The sequence below is a fragment of the Acinetobacter sp. AS167 genome (assembly GCF_037152175.1).
Lineage (GTDB): Bacteria > Pseudomonadota > Gammaproteobacteria > Pseudomonadales > Moraxellaceae > Acinetobacter.
The window spans coordinates 358,327-382,071 of record NZ_JBBCMP010000003.1 but is presented as its reverse complement, the minus strand read 5'-3'; the positions used below and the strand labels follow the sequence as shown (position 1 = coordinate 382,071).

Below are 23,745 nucleotides of genomic sequence, written 5' to 3'. Positions count from 1 at the left end.
TGAGGAAGTTCCATGCAATGGCGTAGTTATCGCTTCGTAAGTGGTCTTTTATTTTTGGCAAGTGTGATTGGTATGTCATTTGCGCTCTATTTAGAGCATGTACAAGGGCTTGAGCCATGTCCATTATGCGTATTTCAACGTATTGGATTGATTGGCCTAGGGCTAATTTCACTGATTGCCTTTTTGCATAACCCAAAAACAAATGTATTTAAACGCATTTATAGCTTCTTGGGTTTCGCTGCAATTTCTTGGTCAGTTGGTGTTGCCGCTCGCCACGTGTGGCTACAGAACTTACCTAAAGATCAGGTTCCAAGTTGTGGGCCAGGTCTAGACTATTGGGTAAATACATTGCCTTTAAAAGCGGTGTTTGAAAATGTCCTTAAGGGTTCTGGCGAATGTGCTATGGTCGATTGGACTTTTTTAGGACAATCTTTACCCGTTTGGTCATTATTGTTTTTTAGTGTATTGGCATTGATCAGTCTGTGGCAGTTGTTTAGAAAGTACTAATTTAAAACATCAAGAGCCAGTCTAAACTGGCCTTTTTTTCAAATAAACTTCATTGATGTATAAATCAAGAAAAATCATAAATCATAAAATAAATTTAGCTGGGATCAGCATACTAGTCTGCTTGTCAACGGCACAAGTCTCTGCAAAGCTAATCACTGTGATCAGTAAAGATGTGTCTTGTCAGTTTAAATCTGAATTTGATGACACTATCCCAGCCGACATTTCCTATATAAAATTGGGTGCTCAGCCATTTAAAAAATTTATTGTCGATCCAGATTATTTTTCAAGTCGAATTGAAGACTGTCAGTTGCATGGTGGCAGATACTACGTATTGTCCGTATCACAGAGCCATCCTGCTAGAACGCTTGCCCAGTCGCTCATTGAGGTGACGCAATTTGATTTAACAGGTAAAAAACTTAGCCAAAAGAATTATAATAAAGCTTGGACTTGTGAATTAAAACAAGGCTTTATTGCAAAAAATCAAGGCTTAATGATCGATACACAATGTGCAGAAAAATCAAACTTTGATGAATATGGTGACATGATTGATCCTCATCAGAACAAGTCTTATCAAATTGAAGTGAAATAGCAGAAAAAAGCGGATTGAAGATCTGCTTTTTTACGATTAGGTTTCAACAATCCCTTGCATACTTTCTAATTTAATCAAATATTTGCGAATTTGTTCTTCCGCCAGCTCATCATGGTGCGGATAAAACCATTTGGCAATTTGTTCCGAAACCAAAGGATGATATTGAATCTCAAGATGGTTTAAGCCATAAAACACAGCTTTATGCGATTCAGGTAATTTTAACTGGAAACGTGGGTTCGGATGTTCACCCAAGGCACTTTTAACACTGACCAGATAGTCGCCAATCACTTTTAAGGTGCGGTTTTTGCGGTTTTCAAATTCTAAGGTACCTGCAATTAAAAAGGTATTGATATGAGAGGGTAGCGGAGCGGGTTTACGGTTGTCATCCATCAACCCAATACGAGCATTGTTATGCTCCCAGTCATCATCTCGAACACTTCCATAGCGCAAGTCTAAGATGCCATTACTGCGGATATTGACGATATGACTGATCATTTTAACAATAGGAAAATTACCCACTTTCTCTTGCATGGCAAATCCGAAACGTTCTAATAACGCACCATGATGCGGAGAACCAATACAAACTAGATTCTCTACCATGTGGAACCACTGGTGCATGTTTTGTTTGCCATAGAACAGCGCACTGCGAGAAACCAAGCCACCCATACTGTGTCCAATTAAATCAATACTGGTAATGCGAGGGTTACGTTTTACTAAGTCTTCTAAAAGATTTGCTAATGAACGTCCATTGGCTGAAATTCTGCGCCCAGTATTGTAGTGAAAATACAACATGGTGTTGTGATCACGCTGGGCCAATAGTTTCTCACCAATACCGCCATTGTTACGGTTGGTCCAATCTTGATAATTCATACATAAACCATGTGAGAAAATCACTACACGTCCAGCCAAATCACCTTGCTGTAATGCACCATAATGATCATAGAGTACAGGTGAGAGTGCCAGAGGATTATGGCTCGCTAACAAATAATCGCCCAATACCCCATTTAAAGCACTGACTAAAAAAGTCATATGGGAGGTCAAAGGCTTATCATGCAAATTTGGAAAACGTTCAATGGTTTTACGTAAAATTGGAGCAAGCAGATGGCTACCATAATTTTGCAACGCGTGATAACCAAATTGATAGAATTTATCGACAATTGGACGTGACTGAAATCGTTTGGCTTTTTGTTTACTTAAGCCAAAAATACTCAGCAACATTTCGCGTTGAATCGACTGGATGAAGTCTTGAACCATGCCACTGAGTGGCGTACTCACTAACTGCGCTAAACCTTCTAATACGTCGGCCTGACTTGGAGGCGAGCGATCCCACTTACAATAGGTTTCGTGTAAAGGGGTTAAGCTTGGCATTGTTATTTCCTCATCCATATTGATCTGGAACAAAGACTTTATTTTTGCTGTAGATCAATGTATAAATCCCTAGGCAATCATCTTATCTTGTTCATCCTGAACGCTATTTAAAATACCGATAATTGCGATTATGTTTTAGTTTTTTGTCGGACAATATCACGACATATACAAATTAAAACAATAATGTGATTCAAATCACATTAAAAACTAAAACATTGGTGGTAAAAAAGCAAACTATTTTCAATGAATATTATTTATTTACATGGTTTTAAAAGTAGTCCTTTATCAATAAAAGGGCAACAATTAGATGATTATTGTCGATGCTATTCATCGCATAGTGTGCATTTGCCTGATTTAAACCAACATCCGCAACTGGTTTTAGATCAAATTTCAGCGCTCATTGAAAAATTGCCTGATGTTGTACTGGTGGGGAGTAGCTTTGGTGGATTTTATGCGACACAATTGGTCGCAAAATATGGTGTGCCTGCTGTTTTAATTAATCCAGCTATGCGACCATGGCAATTGTTCAGTAACTTATTTGGAATTGAACAGATTCCCTATAAGATCAATGAAAAATGGACTTTAGATCGTTTACAACTTGACTACTTGGAAGCGATTGCCGTGCCATTTGTACAAGATGCAGACAAAATACTGGTCTTATTGCAACAAGGTGATGAAGTTTTAGATTATCGTGACGCTGAACGGTATTATAGTGCAGCTCCACACACATCATTAATCATGACAGAAATGCATGGTAATCATGCGATGGAAGATTTTGCAGATAAAATACCCATGATTCTGGAATTTTTATCATACTCCGTAAAATAAAAGGAAAAAACTCAACGTGTCTCAATATACGGCCCAATCACTTGAAGTATTATCTGGTCTAGATCCTGTACGTCGCCGTCCAGGTATGTATACCGATACCACTCGTCCAAACCATTTGGCGCAAGAAGTAATTGATAATGCTGTCGATGAGGCACTTGCAGGACATGCCAATAAAATTACGGTCACAGTATATAAAGATGGTTCGTTGTCGGTCGAAGACAATGGGCGTGGTATGCCCGTCGATATTCACCCTGAATATGGACAAAGCGGGATTGAAATTATCCTAACGAAATTACATGCTGGCGGTAAATTTAGCACTGATAACTATCAGTTTTCGGGCGGTTTGCATGGTGTAGGGATTTCAGTGGTCAATGCCTTGTCTGATCGTGTTGAGGTTGAAGTTCAACGCCACGGCAATCTTTATAAAATGGCGTTTGAACATGGTGAACCTGTTGCGCCTTTAGAGGTTTTAGAAGGCAAAGCGCCAAAACGTGCTACGGGGACAACAGTACATTTTTGGCCAGAAGCAAAATATTTTGACTCACCTAAATTTGCTTTAAAAGCGTTAAAACATAATCTCAAAGCCAAAGCTGTATTGGCTGCTGGTCTACAAATTAATTATATTGATCAGATTAATGACGAAAAAATTGAATGGCAGTTTGAAAATGGTCTCGTCGACTATTTGATGGATGAATTACAAGATCGTGAAATCATTCCAGATCCTGCCTTTGTCGCAACGGGTGAAGCTGAACGCGCCAGCGCTGAGTTTGCAATTTGCTGGAATGCTGAGGGTGGTGAACAAATTCAGGAAAGTTATGTGAATTTGATCCCAACGGCACAAGGGGGAACCCATGTAAACGGGTTACGCTCAGGTGTTACTGATGCGATGCGTGAGTTTTGTGAGTTACGTAACTTGTTGCCACGTAATCTGAAATTATCTGCTGAAGATGTGTGGGACGGGGTCAATTATATCCTGTCGCTTAAATTCCAAGAGCCACAATTCTCAGGACAAACCAAAGAACGTCTTTCAAGCCGAGAAGCATCCAACATTGTTTTAAATATTGCCAAAGATGCTTTTGCGCTTTGGTTGAATCAGAACTCTGAAGTGGCCATGCAATTGGCTGAGATTGTGATTGCGAAAGCGGGTCGCCGTTTAAAAGCAGCGAAAAAAGTTGAACGTAAAAAGATTGTTGCTGGTCCAACCTTGCCCGGAAAACTATCAGATTGTGTGGGTCATACCCTTGAAGAATCAGAACTGTTTATTGTCGAAGGTGACTCTGCCGGTGGTTCCGCAAAACAAGCCCGTGATAAAAACTTCCAAGCGATCATGCCGATTCGTGGGAAAATTTTAAATACTTGGGAAGTGTCTTCTGACGAGGTGTTGGCCTCTCAAGAAGTGCATAATATTGCGATTGCAATCGGTGTAGATCCGGGCAGTGATGATCTTTCCGAATTACGTTATGGCAAAATTTGTATCCTTGCCGATGCCGATTCAGATGGTTTACATATCGCGACCTTGCTGTGTGCACTCTTCGTCAAGCATTTCCCTGCAATGGTCGATGCTGGACACCTTTATGTTGCAATGCCACCATTGTTCCGTATCGATGATGCCAAAGATGTTTACTACGCGCTTGATAACGAAGAGTTAGAAGCTATCTTAAAGAGAGTTAAATCTAAAAACCCGCAAATTACTCGATTTAAAGGTTTGGGTGAAATGAACGCCAGTCAATTGCGTGAAACCACCTTAGATCCGAATACACGCCGTTTGGTGCAATTGGATTTGGACGACACGCATCACACAACAGGTTTACTGGATAAATTACTTGCCAAAAAAAGGTCAGGTGATCGTAAAGACTGGTTAGAGCAAAAAGGAAACTTAGCTGATTTGAGTGTTTGATTATCGAACTCATTCATATTTGAAAAATGATGCCTCAGTGCATCATTTTTTTGATACCTCTTAAATATCGCATTGATTGATGTAAACAGAATTATATTCTTCGTAAAACAAAATATTTCTGTATAGCCTTTCTATTTTTTCTCCTATTCTTTTACCTCTGCTCCATCCATCTCAGGGATTGGATTATTCCGTCAAAATCGTTTGGTGCTGTAAAGCAAAATTCATTAAGAAAGCTTAAAAATTTAATTTTGGGTCAATTTTTTGCACCCTCATTGCTCATTTTAAATAAAAAAAATCGCACTTAATTTGACCAGTATGACTTTTAATCTCGCACTTTCACCTGATCAACACTCGCACTATTGAGTCGTTGAAAGGCATTTAATGCTTATCAATGCACGTCCGATTTATATAAAAATAAGAGTGACTAATATTTTGATTTTATTATTTTTTATCAGGAAATATATTCAACGATAAAAGCACAAATTCTCCACTTGGCATAAAAATTGAATTAAGCCTGTCAGGTAAAAGCAAAATCGCGCATTCAAAAATGCACCAAAAGGTTTGGAGAGAAAAAGATGATGTTCCAACAAAAAATGTTTTCAAAAACACTTCTCGCTGTGGCAATGATGGGGAGCATTGCGCTGACAGCTTGCTCAAAACCAGCAGATAAAACGGAAGCGAAACCCGCAACAGAAAATAAATCGGCAACTGCAACAAGCGGTGACACAATTAAAGTGGGCATCTTGCATTCATTGTCTGGAACAATGGCTATCTCTGAAACGTCGCTTAAAGATACGGCACTTATGGCAATCAATGAAATTAATGCCAAAGGTGGGGTGATGGGGAAAAAGCTTGAGCCTGTTGTCGTCGATCCTGCATCAGACTGGCCATTATTTGCTGAAAAAGCCCGCCAGTTGATTACTCAGGACAAAGTCGCTGTCATTTTTGGCTGTTGGACTTCAGTTTCACGTAAATCAGTGTTACCAGTTGTAGAGGAGCTCAATGGTCTGTTGTTCTATCCAGTGCAATACGAAGGTCAAGAACAGTCTAAGAATATTTTCTATACAGGTGCAGCACCCAATCAACAAGCGATTCCTGCTGTTGAATACTTAATGGGCGAAGAGGGAGGTAAGGCACAACGTTTTGTCTTATTAGGTACCGACTACGTCTATCCACGAACCACCAACAAAATTTTACGTGCATTTTTAAAGTCTAAAGGCGTTGCCGATGCAGACATCATGGAAGAATACACGCCGTTTGGACACAGTAATTATCAAACCATTGTCGGCAATATTAAGAAATTCGCTGCGGGTAAAAAGACCGCAGTTATTTCCACCATCAATGGCGATTCTAACGTACCGTTCTATCGTGAATTAGGTAACCAAGGCATAAAAGCTTCGGATATTCCTGTGATGGCCTTTTCAGTCGGTGAAGAAGAATTACGCGGGATTGACACCAAACCATTGGTCGGGCATTTGGCATCTTGGAACTACTTCATGTCTGTGAAGAATCCAGTGAATACCGAATTCGTCAATAAGATGAAGCAATACGCAGTTGAATATAAGCTTCCCAATGCCAGTAAATTGGTGACCAATGATCCAATGGAAGCCACCTACGTGGGTATCAATATGTGGAAACAAGCCGTTGAAAAAGCGGGAACAACGGATGTAGATAAAGTCCGTGAAGCAATGGCAGGTCAAAGCTTTAAAGCACCGTCAGGCTATACCTTAAGTATGGATGCTACTAATCATCACTTACATAAGCCTGTAATGATCGGTCAAATTCGTGGTGATGGGCAATTTGATGTGGTTTACAAGAGCCCTCAACCGATCAAAGCGGAACCATGGAGCCCGTACATTCCTAAATAAAGACTTTACGACCCCAAAAGCCTGCTACATGCGTAGTGGGCTTAACTGATGACTAAACTTTAAAGGTCATTGTATTTAAACAAAAATAGGGGGAGTTGCACATGTCACTTAGACTGAAACTCGCAGCACTTTTTTTTACGATTTCTCAATTATTTCTTATTCAACAGATTTTTGCTGAATCTGAGCATAGCGCGCAATCGTCATCTGCTCAGGCAGTGGTAAGTCATGATGATGCCATTCAAAAATTTGTACGTGCAGATTTCTCAAACCGAAGAGCGATGTTGAATCAATGGCCGGCAAGTATTGACGAGCTTGATAAGTTGGTGGCTTATGTCGAAAACGACGAGCTTTATACCGACAGTTCAGGCAATACCTACATTATGAAAGCTGGAGACAAGCTGTTCAGTTATCCAGATGAACAGGCAATTACTGATTGGCCAGGTGATTTAAATCAAGTGACGTTGGTCAACACCTTGCACAAAGCCTTGAACTTTGGTCAGGCGAAGATCAAGTTACAGTCCCAAGATGCATCACAGCGATTGGCTGCGATTGATATCTTGGAGAACAATTTAGATGAGTTGGATATCAAAGCCATCAACCAACTTTATCTCAATGAAAAAAATAATAAAGTGAAGGCTCGTTTAGCCCAGTTAAAAGCACGAATTGATTTTAATAGTCCAGATACACTCACCAAAATTCAAGCGGTCAAAACGCTAAAAGATTCTAGTCGCCCTGATGTTTTGGCGATCATCGAACAAGCGCTAACACAGCCACACTTAAATCCAGAATTAAAGGCTGCATTGGTCAGTGCGCAAAGTAGTATTAAAACCCGAATTCAAGCAAGTGAATGGACAGGACATGTTTTTTCAGGCTTAAGTACTGCAAGTATTCTTTTGCTTGCAGCATTAGGACTGGCGATTACATATGGCTTACTGGGGGTGATCAATATGGCGCATGGCGAGTTGATCATGATCGGTGCTTATACCACTTATGTGGTGCAAAGTTTCTTTAAAATCCATTTGGGTGCTTATGTCGACTGGTACCTGATTGCAGCAATTCCAGCAGCATTTTTAGTCAGTGCTTTAATTGGTATGCTGATAGAACGAACCGTGATTCGTCCCTTATACGGCCGTCAGTTAGAAACCTTGTTGGCGACCTTTGGTGTCAGCCTTATTTTGATGCAATTGGTACGGATGATCTTTGGTGCACAGAATGTTGAAGTATCAAATATTTCATGGCTTTCAGGTGGAATTTCACTTACACCTAGTTTGATGCTGCCCTATAACCGTATTGCCATTATCGTCTTCACCATCACTGTATTACTTTTACTGGTTTATCTACTCAATAAAACCCGATTCGGTTTATTCGTCCGTGCAGTCACGCAAAACCGTCAGATGGCACGTGCTGTAGGTATTCGTTCTGCACGAATTGATATGATGGCCTTTGGACTGGGTTCAGGACTTGCAGGGCTGGCAGGCTGTGCCTTGGCACAAGTCGGTAATGTCGGACCTGACCTAGGGCAAAACTATATTATTGATGCTTTCCTTGTGGTTGTAGTGGGTGGTGTTGGTCAAGTTTGGGGCGCAGTGCTTGCCGCATTAGGTTTAGGTGTGAGTGGAACAATACTCGAAATTGGTATGGGCGCAGTGCTCGCCAAAATTATTCTCTTGGTTCTTGTGATTCTGTTTATTCAAAAACGCCCACAAGGTTTATTCGCTATCAAAGGTCGTTTTGTGGAGTAAGCCTATGAAAATCACATCATTACTTTCAGATAAACCCTATAGTGCAATCGCCATAGCTGTATGTTTCGCTGTGATGCTGATTCTGCCGTGGTTTCATGTGTTGCCACAAGATTCAGCATTACACCTCTCAGCATATTGGGTGACTTTGATTGGCAAAATCATGTGTCTGGCCTTGGTTGCACTGGCTTTGGATCTGGTCTGGGGTTATGCCGGCATCCTGAGTTTAGGCCATGGATTATATTTTGCTTTGGGTGGTTATGCTTTTGGTATGTACCTGATGCGAGAGTCAGCAGGCGAGCAATTGCCTGACTTTATGCGTTTTCTCAGTTGGACTGAGTTACCTTGGTATTGGGTCGGAACCCAGCACTTCTTATGGGCTTTGGCTTTGGTGATTTTGGTACCAGGTGTGATTGCCTTTATCTTTGGATTCTTTGCCTTCCGTTCCAAAATTAAAGGTGTGTACTTTTCGATTATCACCCAAGCCATGACTTTTGCTGCTGCACTGTTGTTCTTCCGCAATGAAACAGGTTTTGGCGGGAACAATGGCTTTACTGGATTTAAAACCATTCTTGGGATGGATATTACCTCTGCTTCTATGCGAGCAACATTGTGTTTCCTTACTGCCTTAGTGTTGTTACTGAGTTTTATCGGCTTACGTAGTTTAATGAATAAGCCTTATGGTCGAGTGTTGGGGGCAATCCGTGATAGTGAAAACCGTTTGCAATATTTAGGCTATCGTACCCTGTGGTACAAACTGTCGGCATGGGTCCTTTCAGCGGTGATTGCCGGAATTGCAGGTGCATTGTATGTCCCACAAGCAGGCATCATTAATCCAAGCGAAATGAATCCTGTGAATTCGATTGAAATGGCGGTTTGGGTTGCAGCAGGTGGTCGTGGCACATTGATTGGTCCAATTCTAGGTGCAGGTCTGATCAATGGAGTTAAAACCTATTTTACCGTTGCATATCCTGAAATATGGTTATTGATCCTTGGTGCATTATTTATTGTTGTAACCATCTTCCTCCCTAAAGGGGTGATTGGATTGCTTGAGCGCTTTAAAAAGGAGGATCACTAATGTCAGAGCTATTGTCAGATTTGGGCTTAAATTCGCAACATGGTGGTCAAATCGGTGAGGGCTATGGTCGTCCTAAAGCTGAAGGTGCCGATTTCAGCCATGGTATTGCACTTTACTTAGAAAAAGTCAGTGTATGGTTTGATTCTTTCCGGGCTTTAAATGATTTGTCTCTTTACATTGAAGAAGGGGAGTTGCGCTGCATTATTGGACCAAATGGTGCGGGAAAAACCACATTGATGGATGTCATCACCGGTAAAACACGCCCTACCGAAGGTTCTGCCTTTTTTGGTCAAAACTATGATCTTGCCAAAATGAGTACAGAGCAAATTGCAGAAGCGGGTATTGGTCGTAAGTTTCAGAAACCAACTGTATTTGAAAATTTTACCGTGATGGAAAATCTGCTCCTTGCTGCACCAAAAGACAAAACTGTGAAAAAAAGTTTTTTTAGCAAGTTAAGTCCCGATGCACAGTTGGCTTTGGATGAATCTTTGCAACAGATTCGTTTACAAGAGTTTATTCAAAAGCCTGCGGGATTGTTATCACATGGACAAAAGCAGTGGCTTGAAATTGGCATGCTGTTGATGCAACGACCTAAACTGATCTTGTTGGATGAGCCTGTAGCGGGAATGACCGATGCTGAAACTGAACGGACAGCAGAGTTATGTTTGGAATTAAAAAAGAATCATACCTTGGTTGTGGTCGAGCACGATATGAGCTTTATCGACACCATTAGTGAGAAAGTTACGGTTCTGGCACAAGGTGCCATTCTAGCCGAAGGAACTTTGGCGGAAGTACAAGCCAATGAAGATGTGATTGAAAAGTATTTAGGACGTTAAGGGGAGCAATATGCTAGAAATAAAAGACGTCAATCAATTTTATGGGGGCAGTCACATTCTCCGTGATGTGACTTTAACTGCGCCGATTGGTGAGTGTTCTGTGGTTTTGGGACGCAATGGTGTGGGTAAAACCACCTTATTAAAATGTTTGATGGGAATTTTACCGATTAAGTCTGGGCAAATCTTATTGGATGGCAAAGACATTGCTAAAATGAGCCCTGAACAGCGTGTACGCGCGGGTTTGGCCTATGTTCCTCAAGGGCGAGATATTTTCTCAACCCTGACTGTAGAGGAAAATATTTTGATCGGCATGGCGAAGTTTTCAGGCGCAAAAACCCGTAAAGTTCCTGAGCATTTATATGAAATTTTTCCAGTCCTTGAGGAAATGAAACATCGCCGTGGCGGTGATTTATCGGGTGGGCAGCAACAGCAATTAGCCATTGCACGTGCTTTAGCATCGGAGCCGAAAGTTTTGATTTTAGATGAGCCGACCGAAGGAATTCAGCCTTCGATTATTAAAGATATTGGTCGAGTGATTCGAAAATTGGCAGATGGTGGCGAAATGGCGATTGTACTGGTCGAGCAATTCTATGATTTTGCCGAGGAGCTGGCCGATAACTATACCGTGATGGCACGTGGTCAAGTGGTTGCACAAGGCATCGGTGAAGAAATGCCTGAAAAGGGGATTCGTGATTTAGTGGCAATTTAACAGAATCGTGAAAACATTTTGTTTACCTCCCTGAGTCAAGGGAGGTGTGGTTAAACCCTATATTATTGAGGCTCAACTTTCTGATAATAGCCTGTTGATGAAACATTCATCCCAAAGCCACAATCGGCTTGTTCATTTAATTCTTTCACTTTAATAAAATTGCCTAAAGAGGCGTTATAAGTGAAATTGATGTCAATTTGACAATTTTCAAAACGATAGCTTGCTTTCTTGGCATGAAGTGGCATTTCTGTTTCAAATTCGCCAATATTTGGACCATAGATGAGACTTCGAGCACCCATCCATAGACCAGTGAACTGAATGAGATATTTCTGATCACGTTTTTTAATGGTGATATTGTTCCATTCGCCAAAACCTGCATAACTGGCATATTCTCCTGTTAAGTCATTGTTTGGTTTTGGTGTTACTAACTTTTTTAAATTAAATTGACTGGTTTTTGTGGGTTTAATTTGAAACCACGCTCTTGCCCATAAGGGTTGATTGAGTTTGCTATACGTTAAACCCACATTATTATTGGCAATGTCGATGTCATTATCTGAAACCCGAATACCAGCCTCTTCTTCACCCACAGACTGACAAAAAGCACTCCAAGATGCTTGTCTTTGAAACTGATCAAGCGCTTTTTTATAGTTTTTCTGGTCGTAAAATTTTTGTCCCAATTTACGATATTGACTGAGTTTGGCACAACCCTGTTTTATATTTTGTTCATCGTAGTCAGCAGCATGGCTTGCTGTATTAAGTATCAATGCAAATGGTGCCAATAGACTGATTATAATTTTATTCATCGATATTCGCTCTGAAGTTCAGCAATATTGTTTATGGTTATACAACAAATTTTGAAAAAACGACAAAAAAATTTACGACGGATGCTGTATAAATACTGCTCTATTTTAATCAAAATTTAATTGCATCAACACCAAATCACGCCACTGCCCAAATTTTTGTCCGACTCGTGGCATATAACCTGTTTGTTTAAATCCGAGTTGTTGGTGTAGATAAATCGAACCAGTATTTTCGTGGTCAATTGCAGCAACCATAACGTGGATATTGTGCTGTTGAGCATGTTCAATCAATTTCAGCATTAAGCGTTTGCCGAGCCCTTGTCGAGTAAATTCTGGGTCGATATAAACAGAGTGCTCAACTGTATATAGATAACCATTGATTGCTCTAAAGCTTGCATAATCGGCATAACCTGCAATGGCTTGAGTCGCTGTTTCTTCTGCAACAAAAAGCGGAAATTGCTGTTGTTGTAATTCTATAAACCACTGTTGGTAATCTGCAAAAGTCTTTAATTGGCTGTTCCATGTTGCTAAACCTGTTGCAATTTCATGATTATAAATACGCATAATCTCAGTTAGGTCAGAAGCTTGAGCAGGGCGGATCTGAAAATTCATGGATACAGGTCAATGGAAAATTTATACGGGTATTCTAAAAAGATTTATTTTTAAGGGCAATAAAAAAAGCAAAACCGAAGTTTTGCTTTCTGATCAATGGATTTAGCTCAGTCTTAGAAATGATACTTGATTAAAGCGCTGACATTATTTTCGTCTTTGCCTGGAACACCGTATTTGTTGTGCCATACAGAGTGTTCAACACCAAGATATAGACGGGTATCTGGAGAAATGTGTTTACCCGCATTCCATTTCCATTGTGTCGTCCAGTTCAACTCGCTTGAGTGTGCAACTTGATCTTTTTCTGCAGTTGACCAATCAAGGAAACCGTCCACAAGGAATTCTTCAGATGCAATTTTAAATGGAATTCCATAGGTAAATGTCAATTGATAGTCATCTTCTTGGATTTCATTATTGGCACGGTAGAAATTTAATTGCGCATATTGAAAATAAGGAATGGCTAAATCAACACCAACACCGTATAGGTAGTTGTTCATGTCTTTACCACCTTCCCAAGTGGTTGCAATTAATACGTCTTTAATTGGGCCTAATTCAAGTTTTTTCCCAGAAACAGCACCTAAGCTAAGACGTGGAGAAACCTCAAAATAAGTATCCGACTGACCATCACTGTTGGTACGGTCAGCAAAGGCAAAGAAATCACCGTATTTAAGTTTGGCAGCATACTCAAAAGTGATAGTAGATTGTTTCTCATCTGGTGTTAGTTCATAGTTTTCACCATAAAGACCAGTAATACTAAAATCTTGCCAAACAGGCGCAGCTTGAGCCAAAGTTGCAGTTGAAGCGATTGCGCAGATAGCCGCAATTTGTGTAAGTTTCATGAATTCTTCCTTTCCCCCAAGAAAAGCGCTTCAAGAATACAGATTCTTAAATAAAAATAAAGCGAAAATTAGATGGAATGAAAATAAATATGTAAACATCAAGAGGTGAAATGTTTTAAAACGTGAGTCGCATATTTAAAGCAAAGATTTAAAATTTATATCCATTAAAAGTTTAAGAATTAAACATAGTTGATGTTTTTAGTCAGAATTAGTCATTAAAAAATCAATTAAATCATTTAATTATAAAGTAACGTAACAAGATGTCATTTTTCATATTCTTTTCATAAAAAAGTTAAAAATCTACTTGCATATTTTCCAATATGGCCTGATATTGAATGTATAAGAACACCTATCTGCAGATCGTTAAAAGTGTTCATCTTTGCAATAGAGGAGTTACGGTTCCAATTTATTGTAGGTGAAAAGCTGTCTTATACAGCAGGCGCAAAGTGTGCCGAAAATATAAGTTTTGCACTCGTTTTTTGATTAGAAAGAGGATGTTTTTTATGAATATAGAAATCCGTACAGATAAAAATATTAGAAATAGTGATCGTTTAATTACTTACGTACGCGATGAGCTAAATCAAGAATTCCAACGTCATAGCGAACGTATTACCCAGTTTTCAGTTCATATCAGTGATGAGAACGGTGACAAAGGTGGGGCGGATGATATCCAGTGTATGATTGAAGTCAAAGCAGCAGGTTTGAAGCCAGTCGTGGTAAAACATCGAGCGAAAAACATTGATCTTTCATTACACGGTGCGATAGATCGGGTAAAACGTAGCCTAGAGCACGTATTAGAAAAAATTGAAAATCCACGTGGTGGAAAACTAGAACTTGCTGATGCAGATGAAGCATGATCTGATAAAAAGCCCTTCGGGGCTTTTTTATGGTCTTCAATTTTATGGTTTTAAAACAGTCCTTGATTATCTTCTTTGTCATAAATGAACAATAAATGCCATTTATAAAATAAAAGCGACACGATTAAAATTTTTCAAAGCTATTTTAAAAATATTCGTCATAATGTTGTATAGGAATAGAATAGTGAGATCAAAATGTTATCAGCACAACAACAAGTCTTTATACAGGCTTTAGAAGATTTAGACCTTGCTCAAGTCAAACGTTTGCTTGCAGATGGATTTGATCCTAACTTTATGGAACCTGAAAAAGGACCTGCTGTTTCAATTTGGTCAGATGGATTGTTTAAATGGTGGGAAAAAATTTGTGATGCCTATGAAGCAGGTCATCCTTTAACGGCAGAACAAAAAGCACAAGACTTACAACCGCATTTAGATATTTTGGATGCTTTAATTAGTGCCAAAGCAAACTTTTATTTGTGGGACACTGAAGAGTGCTATGGTCCACTGTGGGATGCAGCAAGCGCAGCCTGTGTACCTGCAATTCATAAGCTTTTAGATCATAAGGTTGACCCGAACACCAAAGATGAAGAAGGGAAGACCATTTTATCTTCGATCAGTGATTTGTTCTTTGATTGTGAATTTGATCAAATAGATTGGTCTCAGGCTTTACCTGAAGAGAAAGAATCTTTAGAGTTACTACGTAGTCGCGGTGCGAAAATGTCCAAAGAATTATCGTAAATTTTGAGTCTTGATATGGCAATTTTAAATAGAATCACATTAGCCCTTGCTTCGAGTCTAAGTATAAGCGCAATGGCAGCAGAATTTTCTTTTGATCGTCCTGGAACAGGTTTTGGAACAGGGATCACGCCTGTGGGACAATTGGCTTGGGAGCAAGGGCTACCAAGTGTGACCTACACGGAAACTAAAGTAGATGGCGCAAAAGCAAAAACTGTAACCCTCAATGGCGATATGCTTTTTCGTACAGGTTTAACCTCGAGTATGGAATTACAGTTAGGATGGCAAGGCCCAGCTTGGATGCAAACCAAATATAAAGGTATTAAAGAGGATGACTCTGGTTTAGGTGATGTTTCTATTGGGATTAAAAAAGCCATCGATTTAAAAGATGATAAATTATCAATGGCGATTTTGGCTCAAGCCTTGATCGCAACGGGTAATGATGGTTTTAGTGAAGAAGATGATATTTATAGCATCGGAACATCATTAGATTATCAGTATAACGATTTGGTCAATACTGGGATCACCATGAACTACGCTGTGCAAGATGGGCATTGGTCAGTGACTGCTGTACCTACTGTCGGTTATAAAATTGCAGGAAATCTTTCAGGATTCTCTGAGTTTGTTTATTCAAAAACAGAAAGCCAAGACTATAAGTATGGTCTAGGTTCTGGTTTAATCTATGCGGTCAATGAGCGTACTCAACTTGATGGAAGTGTGGGTGTAGATTTGGAAGGACGAGACCGTAGTTATAAAGCTGGTTTAGGTGTGGCATTCTTATTCTAATCAATTCAGTCTGGCACATTGTCAAGGAGTAGTAAATCTACTCCTTGACTTGTTTTAAAACCGCACATTTTTCTAAATGCTTTTAGAAAGGCTTTATCTTCTGTATGCTGAGTTCAAAATAAGCAATAAACACAGGAGTATTAAAATGTTAGAATTGTTTATTGGTGATAAAAATTATTCGACATGGTCAATGCGTACTTGGTTAGTGATTCAGCATTTTAATATTTCATTTACAGAGCACTTGATTCCTTTTGATCACTTTGACCTCGACAGCCAATTTAAACAAAGTATTTTAAAAATAAACCCAACTGGCAAAGTCCCAGCTTTAGTAGACGATGGCTTTTTAGTTTGGGATTCTTTGGCGATTTGTGAATATTTAGCAGAAAAGTTTCCTGAAAAACAATTGTGGCCTCAAGATGTAAAACAACGTGCACGCGCAAGATCGATGTCCGCTGAAATGCACAGTAGTTTTATGGCTTTGCGTAGTTGTTGTGATATGAATTTAGATGCTGATTTAAAGCATATTGGTGTACAGCTTTGGCAGGAAAATTTAAAACTACAGCAAGATGTAAAACGGATTGAACAATTATGGTCGGAGCGACCACACCCTGACAGTTTTTTATGTGCTGATGAGTTTACTATTGTCGATGCTTTTTATGCGCCAGTTGTAATGCGGTTTATGGGTTATGGCATTGCAGTATCAGCAAACAGTCAACGTTATATCGATAAGATATTAGCCGTCCCTGCTGTACAGCAATGGATAGCAGAAGCGCAAGCAGAATTTCGATTTGTAGCATGTGAAGAGCAATATCGTAGCCAAGTTTAATGTATTAAATACCAATTAAGCTATTTCATTGATTTGAGCACGGTAGAGCTGTACTTGATTGCGCCCAGACTGTTTGGCCCGATATAGCGCTTTGTCTGCCAGATGAATAATTTTACTGATATTTTCATCGTCACTGGAGGTGGAAATACCAAAACTGGCGGTCAGCTGAACATAATGATGATCAAGGGATTCAAGCACTTGGTTTTGAATCGCTACTCGACAGCGTTCAGCAAGTGCTTGAGCAATGTTTAAAGAGGTTTCAGGTAAGGCAATAATAAATTCTTCACCACCATAACGTGCCACAATATCAGAATGACGAATGTGAGAAGATAATAATTTGGCAACTTTACACAGTGCTTCATCACCAAAATGATGTCCATATAAGTCATTGATTTCTTTAAAATGATCAATATCAATCAAGATAATGGCATAATGAGTTTGCTTATTTTGGATTTCATTAAGCTTTTCATTAAAAAAACGACGATTATATAAATTGGTCAGTGGATCTGTTTCACTGAGTTTCTTGATTAATGACTCTCTATGTCGCCACTGAGACAGTAAAATTTCACATAAAATCAAACATACAATTAAAATAGGAATAATAAAGTACAGCATAGTCCCCACCCAGAACGAATTATCATGTCGTTTATTTTCCAACATATGTTCATTAAAAATTGGTGCATAAGGAATTATGCGCCAATATGTACTGAACATCATTGAAATATAGAACAACAGGGCAGTTGTAATTTGAAGATATATAATTTTTCTATTGAATAAAATTAAACCCACACCAGAGATGCAAACGAATGCAAAAACAGTGGCTGGACTATAGATACCCACCAAAAAACCATCTGCAAGCATTAAAATGATAAAAATACTGATGACAACATGGGGCAAGATAGTATTTGCCCATTTTTTATTTTGAAAGAAATAACAAAATGCGATAAGGGAAATAAGCAGTAGGATTGAACCTGCATTGACAACAAGTTGTGAACGAATCAAGGAGATATTGACCCATTGCCATGTTTCTGGATTCAGCAAAATAAAAATTTTCCAAGCAATCCAAGATAAATGAAGGGCAACGGTCAGGAACAGAATCAAGATACATTTATGTAAACTGCTCCAATTCATAATGATATTTGAATCTAATTGTTGTTTCAGCTTTTGCCAGTAAAGATTAAGTCTTATATTCGATTCCTCCATTCATAATTATTCCATGATTTTTAAGTGACTAGTCATTAAGTGCTGATTAATAATTTTTTAAATTATAGGGGTTAAAATTTATTAAAACAAAGAATTGTTATCATTTATTTGTTAATAATCTGGTATTTTATTATGAACTTGAATTAAATAATACTGTAAATAATTTTTAATTATGTAAGTGTTTTAAGATAAGATTCCTGTGTCATCATAACCAGGCTTACGATTTATTTTCGCAATATATAATGCTTGATCTGCTTGTTGTAATACCGTATTACTCATTGTATCCTGTTTAGAAACTGATACGCCATAACTTGTTTGAAGTGAAATGATTTTGCTATTGATCTTTAAATCATAATTATTAATTAAAAGAGATAGCCGATCTGCGATATGGTGTGCTTGATCTTGATTCACATCACTGAGAATTAAAATAAATTCGGATTCACTATAACGACCAACAAGGTCTGTCTCACGGATGTTTTGTAATAACTCTTGGGCAATTGCTGCTAAAGCCTTATGAGCAATTTTAATGTTGTATTTATTTTTGATTTCACACAAATTATCAACACTGAGCAAAACGATACCAAAATTAGATTCGCTTTGTGGATGTAACTCTTTTAAATAAGTGTTAATTGCAAATTGGTTATAAATACCCGTATATGGATCAATTTCTAGATTATTAATCAATTGGTTTTTATGTATTAATTTGGCAATAAATGGGTGTTTCAATACTTGATTGAACAATGAATGAATTTTACGTCGTTTTTCTGAATAAATTTTATTACGCATAATCGAATCCATTCCGTACTTGGATTTTTATTGTATGATGCCTTAAATGTAGCAATTTATTGGCTTGAACTCAAATTAAAGTTTCAGTAAATACTTGAAGGATATATACATAATTTTGAAAAATGTGATTAACTTTGTAGTATAGTTTAAGAATATATTAGAATTTGTAAAACCCGATAAAAATGATCAGACAATACATATAGTTCGAATGACGGATATGCGATTATTTTAATAAATATACGATTTGTTTAAATTGATTATTTTATCTTTAAAAATGAACAACAGTTTGGTTTGTTAAATGATCTGTTGTTCATCATTGAGTAAATATCGAGGTTAGTCGCAGTCGATTTTATGAGCGAATTCAGCAATATCTGCTAAAGATTGCTTTGCCTCATCAAACCATGGACTAAACATTTGGAAATTATGCCACATTCCCGTGTACAACTTGTAATTGACTTTCACCCCAGCAGCTTTGGCTTTTTTTTCAAAACGTTGAGCATCAGATAAAAGAATTTCTTTAGAGCCGATTTGCACTAAAGTTGGCGGCAGTCCTTCAAAATCTCCGAAAATAGGCGAAAGAGGAGGTAGGGAGCGGTCCAAGTTTTTCGGTACGTAAAAGTCAATACCAGACTCAAGCGCTTCGATAGAAAGCAAAGCATCATGCTTCTGATTATAACGTAAAGACTCACCTGTTAAAGTTAGGTCTAAGAAAGGGGACATAAGAATTAAAGCGCTAGGAAGTTGTTGTTTATTTTCTTCCTTAATTCGTAATGCAAGTGCTAAAGCCAAATTTGCACCGCAAGAATCACCTGAAACAATGATGTCCTTAGGTTGCACACCTTGATCTAAAAGTTGTTGATAAATATCATAAATCGCATCACCTGCTTCAGGAAACTTACTTTCCGGTGCGAGCGGATAATCTACATGTAAAACTTGCATCTGAGTGCGTGCAGCAACTTCAGATAAAAAAGCTCGATGGGTTTTAATTGAGCCTACAAAAAACGCTCCACCATGGATATGAAAAATCATTTGGGTTGTATGCGCTTGAGGTTTAATTTCTTCTGCCCGAATCCCTGCAATGCGTAAAGAACGGATCTGCACATCTTTACGCTGCGGAAAAACGCGTGAAAGTTGTTCTATTCCGAAACGTGCAGTTGTGGGCGGAAGATTGAAACGACTTGGAAATTTGAAGCTAGATTTAAGAATAGATTCTGTAATGTATTGTTTCAGAGCTGAGTTAATCTTCATGTTCCTTCCATATTGTTAAATTTGTGACTTTATTTTTGTTGATTCACCAACACTTGTTACAAGGGTACACTATATAGTCACATTCAAGAATTGCTAAATTGGTGTAAATTTTTAATACTATAAAGTGTCAATTAGACTAGGGAAAACAAAACAATGAAAAAAATTGTACTTGCATTAGGCTTATTATCAGCAACAGTTCTTGCAAATGCTGCAGATCCACTGAATGGAACTGTTTGGAAAACAATTGATGATACAACTAAGCAGCCAAAAGCAATTGTAAAGTTCACTGAACAAAAAAATGGAACATTGACGGCTGCAATTCAAAGTGTTTTAACGCCAGGTGAAGAAAACTCTTGTACTAAATGTGAGGGTGCATACCACAATAAATCATTGAAAGGTGTAACGATTGTCACTGGTTTAAAAAATGTCGGTGGAAAAAGCTATGATAATGGTACGATTCTAGATCCTAAAAATGGCAAAACCTATAAACTCAAAGGTGAGCTTGCTGGTAATCAGTTAAAGTTACGTGGTTATATGGGTATTTCTGCTTTAGGCCGCAATCAAACTTGGGTACGTGCAAACTAAGTATATTGATTCACCACAATAAAAAGCCTGATCTATTGATCAGGCTTTTTATTGCTCGATTATTTTTATGCTGTAAGTTTTAAAGCCTTAATTTTATCCTCATCAAAACCAACCACATATTGGCCATTTTGATTAATCATAGGGCGTTTGATTAGACTGGTATGTGTGGTAAGCGCTTGGATGAGTGCTTGTTCACTTGACAAAGCCAGTTGTTGTTCTTGTTCACTGAGTTTTTTCCACGTTGTGCCTTTTTTATTGAGCACAAGATCTTGCCCAATATGATCGAGCCATTGTTTAACGGTTTCTGCATCTATACCTTGTTTTTTATAATCATGAAACTCGTAACTCAGGCCAAGTTCAGTCAGTAAATCAAAAGCTTTTTTCATGGAGTTACAATTTTTGATTCCATAAATTTTCAACATGTCTTAACCTAATATTCAATTGTTTGATTTAACAGAAAGAGTAGCAAAATTGCCAATATATACAGTATAAGAATAGATAAAAATATTTAAAAGGTATGATTGTTGTCATCAGAATTTAACAATTTGTGCTTAATATTTTATTTAAGCGAGCAAGCAGACTGGCTGATTAAATGATTTAAGTCTAAAAAATAAAAAATTGAGACTAAACGAAATTAAAAAAGAGAAAACCCGCATCTAATCATCCTGATTATGCGGGTCTCATTACAACGTCCAATGTCACATCCTTGGAAAATAAATATTCAAAATACTTATTTCCTTTTCTTCCTACGGCGTCCTATCCTTTTGCTGTCATCCTGACAATGTCCCTGTGCCGTGCGTGTATAATGCGCTTGTTGATATGAAGAAAATATAAGATAACACGACAAAATTTGTAAGTTATTACCCTATAATCAGTGAACAGTTGTTCACAAAATTGCTCAATTCTTATTTAAAAACTAAGCAATTTTCTATTTAAATTTGATAATCAATAATCACAGGGGCATGGTCGCTATACCATTCATCTTTGTAGACCCAAGCATTGACTGTACGATCTTTCCAGTCAGGTGAGCATGCTTGATAATCAATTCGCCAACCGACATTTTTAGCACGTGCTTGTCCACGATTAGACCACCAAGAATATACTTCAGCTTCTTTACGCACTTCACGAAATGTATCGACATAGCCGAGTTCATCATAAATATGATCTAGCCAAGCACGCTCATGCGGTAAGCAACCTGAAGATTTTTGGTTGCCTGACCAGTTTTTAATATCGATTCGTTTATGCACAATATTATAATCGCCACATACAATGATCGACTTATCTTCATCACGCCATTGTTTTAAAATTTTTCGATATTCTTCTAAGAAGTGATCTTTACGGGCTTGTGCTTCATCACCTGATGAACCTGAAGGTAAATATAGTGAGCAGATGTGCACAGGTTTGGCTAAACCGACATCAAATTCTGCACTAATAAAACGACCTTGGCTATCGGCGAGTTCAAAACCCAGACCATTTTGGATCGATTTAAATGGCAAGCGACTGTAAATCGCAGTACCTGCATAGCCTGATTTTTCCGCAGGAAACAGATGGGTAAACCAACCGTCAGGTTTAAATTTATCTGTCCACTGTTCATGCGTAATACGACTTTCTTGGATACAAATCACGTCTGCATCTGACTTTTCCATCCATTCAAGTAAGCCTTTTGTGACGGATGAACGTAAGCCATTTACGTTAATTGAGACAACTCTTAAAATTTTTTGATCACTTGGATAGCTACTCTTTGGTATCATTCGCAGTCATAACCTCAATGTATGAATTTTGGAGCACCTCATGTCAACGCCAGCTCAGTTTAACCCGCAAGCTTTTATCGAACTCGCATTATCACGTGGTGTGCTTAAATTTGGTGAGTTTACTTTAAAATCAGGCCGTGTAAGCCCTTATTTTTTTAATGCAGGTTTACTCAACGATGGTGAAGCATTATCGCTTTTAGCTCAAGGTTATGCAGATAAATTAACACAATGTAACAACGTTGAAGTGATCTTTGGACCTGCATATAAAGGAATTCCTTTTGTTGCAGCAACAGCTGTGGCTTTGTCACAAGTACATGATGTAAGTGTGCCTTGGGGGTTTAACCGCAAAGAAGCCAAAGACCATGGCGAAGGTGGCGTGTTGGTCGGTGCTTCAGTAGAAGGCAAAAAAGTCTGGATTATTGATGACGTGATTACAGCGGGTACTGCAATTCGTGAAGTTGTCACAATTCTTAAAAATGCAGGTGCGACAATTGCAGGCGTATTGGTTGCGCTAGATCGTCAAGAAAAAGGGCAAGGTCAACTGTCTGCCATCCAAGAAGTTCAACAAGAACTTGAGATTCCAGTACATGCTTTAATTACCATGAAAGACTTAATGGATTATCTTGATGCTAAAGGTGAGCAAGATGCTTTAGCAAAAATGGAAGCTTACCGTGTGAAATATGGTATATAAGTAAAAAAAAAGGATAAGATAAGGAGCATAAGCTCCTTATTTTTATGGACTATAAAGGATTAGGTGCCATTTTAAATGTTCATTCTATTGATAATCGTCGTGGTTGCTGTACTTGGCATTATGCTGGTCAAACATATCGACCAACGACGTTGGCAACGTTACCAATTTGAGCGGGATATGTTTTTTCGGCAATATCCATTTCAATGGAAAGGTTTAGGACAGTTTGAGCTGGTTTTAAATATCAATGTGCACGCCCAGAAAAAATTAATCAATGAGTTGATGTTAAGAGCATCTGAGAGCAGTTATATCAAAAAATCACGTATTCAACGTGAACCTGAATGTTCGAGACAGCAATACTCAATTAAAGTCATGATTCAAGATTTAACCATTGGGCACTTAGAAAAGAAGTATGCAGACTTGTTGGGAGAAAGTTTAGACCAAACCGATTTTGAAATTGGTCGCCCGATCGAGCTAGATGCTGAAATCATTGTGTTTGAAAAAGATGATATCGAGTTGGGCTGTCGTGTCAAACTCGCCTTACCGCGTGATCCACGTACTGCGCATCAATACTTGATAGAAAATAGCCAGCAACAATTTCAAGAAAAATAAG

Annotated in this window: 25 protein-coding genes; 16 read left to right on the top strand and 9 right to left on the bottom strand. The window is 38.4% G+C overall.

The window, feature by feature from the left end; genetic code table 11:
* The first annotated feature begins 12 nt into the window (after positions 1-12).
* Positions 13-507 carry a disulfide bond formation protein B gene (locus WFN33_RS08245; RefSeq protein WP_336952501.1) on the top strand — a complete coding sequence of 165 codons (495 nt, stop codon included), beginning with the start codon at positions 13-15 and terminating at the stop codon, positions 505-507.
* A gap of 121 nt (positions 508-628) precedes the next feature.
* Entirely contained in the window at positions 629-1,096 is a 468-nt protein-coding gene (locus WFN33_RS08240) for a hypothetical protein (protein ID WP_336952500.1), read from the top strand.
* Positions 1,097-1,132: 36 nt separating this feature from the next.
* Here WFN33_RS08240 and WFN33_RS08235 read toward each other — a convergent pair whose 3' ends face one another.
* Positions 1,133-2,464 carry a PGAP1-like alpha/beta domain-containing protein gene (locus tag WFN33_RS08235; RefSeq protein WP_336952499.1) on the bottom strand — a complete coding sequence of 444 codons (1,332 nt, stop codon included), beginning with the start codon at positions 2,462-2,464 and terminating at the stop codon, positions 1,133-1,135.
* A gap of 243 nt (positions 2,465-2,707) precedes the next feature.
* Here WFN33_RS08235 and WFN33_RS08230 point away from each other — a divergent pair, with 243 nt between their 5' ends.
* The 7 genes from WFN33_RS08230 (at position 2,708) to urtE (ending at position 11,419) form a co-directional block, all read left to right on the top strand.
* Positions 2,708-3,292, top strand: a complete 585-nt coding sequence (locus tag WFN33_RS08230) for a YqiA/YcfP family alpha/beta fold hydrolase (protein WP_336952498.1) — start codon at positions 2,708-2,710, stop codon at positions 3,290-3,292.
* Between the two features lie 16 nt (positions 3,293-3,308).
* Positions 3,309-5,189: a DNA topoisomerase IV subunit B gene (gene parE / locus WFN33_RS08225; protein ID WP_004718669.1), complete on the top strand. Its 1,881-nt coding sequence runs from the start codon at positions 3,309-3,311 to the stop codon at positions 5,187-5,189.
* Between the two features lie 578 nt (positions 5,190-5,767).
* Positions 5,768-7,057, top strand: coding sequence for an urea ABC transporter substrate-binding protein (urtA, locus tag WFN33_RS08220; protein ID WP_336952598.1), 1,290 nt, complete (start codon positions 5,768-5,770; stop codon positions 7,055-7,057).
* Between the two features lie 101 nt (positions 7,058-7,158).
* Positions 7,159-8,799: an urea ABC transporter permease subunit UrtB gene (urtB, locus tag WFN33_RS08215; protein WP_336952497.1), complete on the top strand. Its 1,641-nt coding sequence runs from the start codon at positions 7,159-7,161 to the stop codon at positions 8,797-8,799.
* 4 nt (positions 8,800-8,803) lie between these two features.
* Positions 8,804-9,874 carry an urea ABC transporter permease subunit UrtC gene (gene urtC / locus WFN33_RS08210; RefSeq protein ID WP_004718664.1) on the top strand — a complete coding sequence of 357 codons (1,071 nt, stop codon included), beginning with the start codon at positions 8,804-8,806 and terminating at the stop codon, positions 9,872-9,874.
* On the top strand, positions 9,874-10,710 hold the full coding sequence (gene urtD, locus WFN33_RS08205) for an urea ABC transporter ATP-binding protein UrtD (RefSeq protein WP_004718659.1): 837 nt from the start codon (positions 9,874-9,876) through the stop codon (positions 10,708-10,710). The genes urtC and urtD overlap by 1 nt, the downstream gene beginning before the upstream one ends.
* Positions 10,711-10,720: 10 nt before the next feature.
* Entirely contained in the window at positions 10,721-11,419 is a 699-nt protein-coding gene (gene urtE, locus WFN33_RS08200) for an urea ABC transporter ATP-binding subunit UrtE (protein ID WP_336952496.1), read from the top strand.
* A gap of 62 nt (positions 11,420-11,481) precedes the next feature.
* Here urtE and WFN33_RS08195 read toward each other — a convergent pair whose 3' ends face one another.
* The 3 genes from WFN33_RS08195 to WFN33_RS08185 form a co-directional block, all read right to left on the bottom strand.
* Entirely contained in the window at positions 11,482-12,222 is a 741-nt protein-coding gene (locus tag WFN33_RS08195) for a hypothetical protein (protein ID WP_336952494.1), read from the bottom strand.
* Positions 12,223-12,327: 105 nt separating this feature from the next.
* Positions 12,328-12,831, bottom strand: a complete 504-nt coding sequence (locus WFN33_RS08190) for a GNAT family N-acetyltransferase (RefSeq protein WP_336952493.1) — start codon at positions 12,829-12,831, stop codon at positions 12,328-12,330.
* 113 nt (positions 12,832-12,944) lie between these two features.
* Positions 12,945-13,667, bottom strand: a complete 723-nt coding sequence (locus WFN33_RS08185) for an outer membrane protein OmpK (RefSeq protein ID WP_004718652.1) — start codon at positions 13,665-13,667, stop codon at positions 12,945-12,947.
* A gap of 503 nt (positions 13,668-14,170) precedes the next feature.
* On the opposite strand from WFN33_RS08185, the gene WFN33_RS08180 reads away from it, so the two are divergent.
* From WFN33_RS08180 to WFN33_RS08165, 4 genes are all read left to right on the top strand, one after another.
* Positions 14,171-14,524, top strand: a complete 354-nt coding sequence (locus WFN33_RS08180) for an HPF/RaiA family ribosome-associated protein (RefSeq protein ID WP_004718651.1) — start codon at positions 14,171-14,173, stop codon at positions 14,522-14,524.
* A 195-nt stretch (positions 14,525-14,719) separates the two neighbouring features.
* Entirely contained in the window at positions 14,720-15,262 is a 543-nt protein-coding gene (locus WFN33_RS08175) for an ankyrin repeat domain-containing protein (protein ID WP_105713903.1), read from the top strand.
* Positions 15,263-15,277: 15 nt separating this feature from the next.
* Positions 15,278-16,045: a transporter gene (locus WFN33_RS08170; protein ID WP_336952491.1), complete on the top strand. Its 768-nt coding sequence runs from the start codon at positions 15,278-15,280 to the stop codon at positions 16,043-16,045.
* A 145-nt stretch (positions 16,046-16,190) separates the two neighbouring features.
* A complete protein-coding gene (locus WFN33_RS08165; RefSeq protein WP_336952489.1) occupies positions 16,191-16,871 on the top strand; it encodes a glutathione S-transferase family protein in 681 nt (226 codons plus the stop codon).
* Positions 16,872-16,886: 15 nt separating this feature from the next.
* On the opposite strand, the gene WFN33_RS08160 is transcribed toward WFN33_RS08165, so the two are convergent.
* The 3 genes from WFN33_RS08160 to WFN33_RS08150 form a co-directional block, all read right to left on the bottom strand.
* Positions 16,887-18,002, bottom strand: coding sequence for a GGDEF domain-containing protein (locus tag WFN33_RS08160; RefSeq protein WP_336952487.1), 1,116 nt, complete (start codon positions 18,000-18,002; stop codon positions 16,887-16,889).
* A 255-nt stretch (positions 18,003-18,257) separates the two neighbouring features.
* Positions 18,258-18,860, bottom strand: coding sequence for a GGDEF domain-containing protein (locus WFN33_RS08155; protein WP_336952485.1), 603 nt, complete (start codon positions 18,858-18,860; stop codon positions 18,258-18,260).
* A 333-nt stretch (positions 18,861-19,193) separates the two neighbouring features.
* Positions 19,194-20,108 carry an alpha/beta hydrolase gene (locus tag WFN33_RS08150; protein ID WP_336952484.1) on the bottom strand — a complete coding sequence of 305 codons (915 nt, stop codon included), beginning with the start codon at positions 20,106-20,108 and terminating at the stop codon, positions 19,194-19,196.
* 153 nt (positions 20,109-20,261) lie between these two features.
* Here WFN33_RS08150 and WFN33_RS08145 point away from each other — a divergent pair, with 153 nt between their 5' ends.
* A complete protein-coding gene (locus tag WFN33_RS08145) occupies positions 20,262-20,693 on the top strand; it encodes a DUF2147 domain-containing protein (RefSeq protein ID WP_336952482.1) in 432 nt (143 codons plus the stop codon).
* A gap of 65 nt (positions 20,694-20,758) precedes the next feature.
* On the opposite strand, the gene WFN33_RS08140 is transcribed toward WFN33_RS08145, so the two are convergent.
* The gene (locus WFN33_RS08140; protein WP_336952480.1) at positions 20,759-21,115 is read right to left on the bottom strand and encodes a Spx/MgsR family RNA polymerase-binding regulatory protein; all 357 of its coding nucleotides are present in this window, start codon (positions 21,113-21,115) and stop codon (positions 20,759-20,761) included.
* A 510-nt stretch (positions 21,116-21,625) separates the two neighbouring features.
* Positions 21,626-22,444, bottom strand: a complete 819-nt coding sequence (locus tag WFN33_RS08135) for an exodeoxyribonuclease III (RefSeq protein WP_336952479.1) — start codon at positions 22,442-22,444, stop codon at positions 21,626-21,628.
* 40 nt (positions 22,445-22,484) lie between these two features.
* Between WFN33_RS08135 and pyrE the strand changes: the two genes are divergently transcribed.
* Positions 22,485-23,135 (top strand): orotate phosphoribosyltransferase, encoded by a 651-nt coding sequence (gene pyrE / locus WFN33_RS08130; protein WP_336952477.1) that lies wholly within the window; start codon positions 22,485-22,487, stop codon positions 23,133-23,135.
* A 75-nt stretch (positions 23,136-23,210) separates the two neighbouring features.
* Positions 23,211-23,744: a hypothetical protein gene (locus tag WFN33_RS08125; protein WP_336952475.1), complete on the top strand. Its 534-nt coding sequence runs from the start codon at positions 23,211-23,213 to the stop codon at positions 23,742-23,744.
* Position 23,745 lies beyond the last annotated feature (1 nt).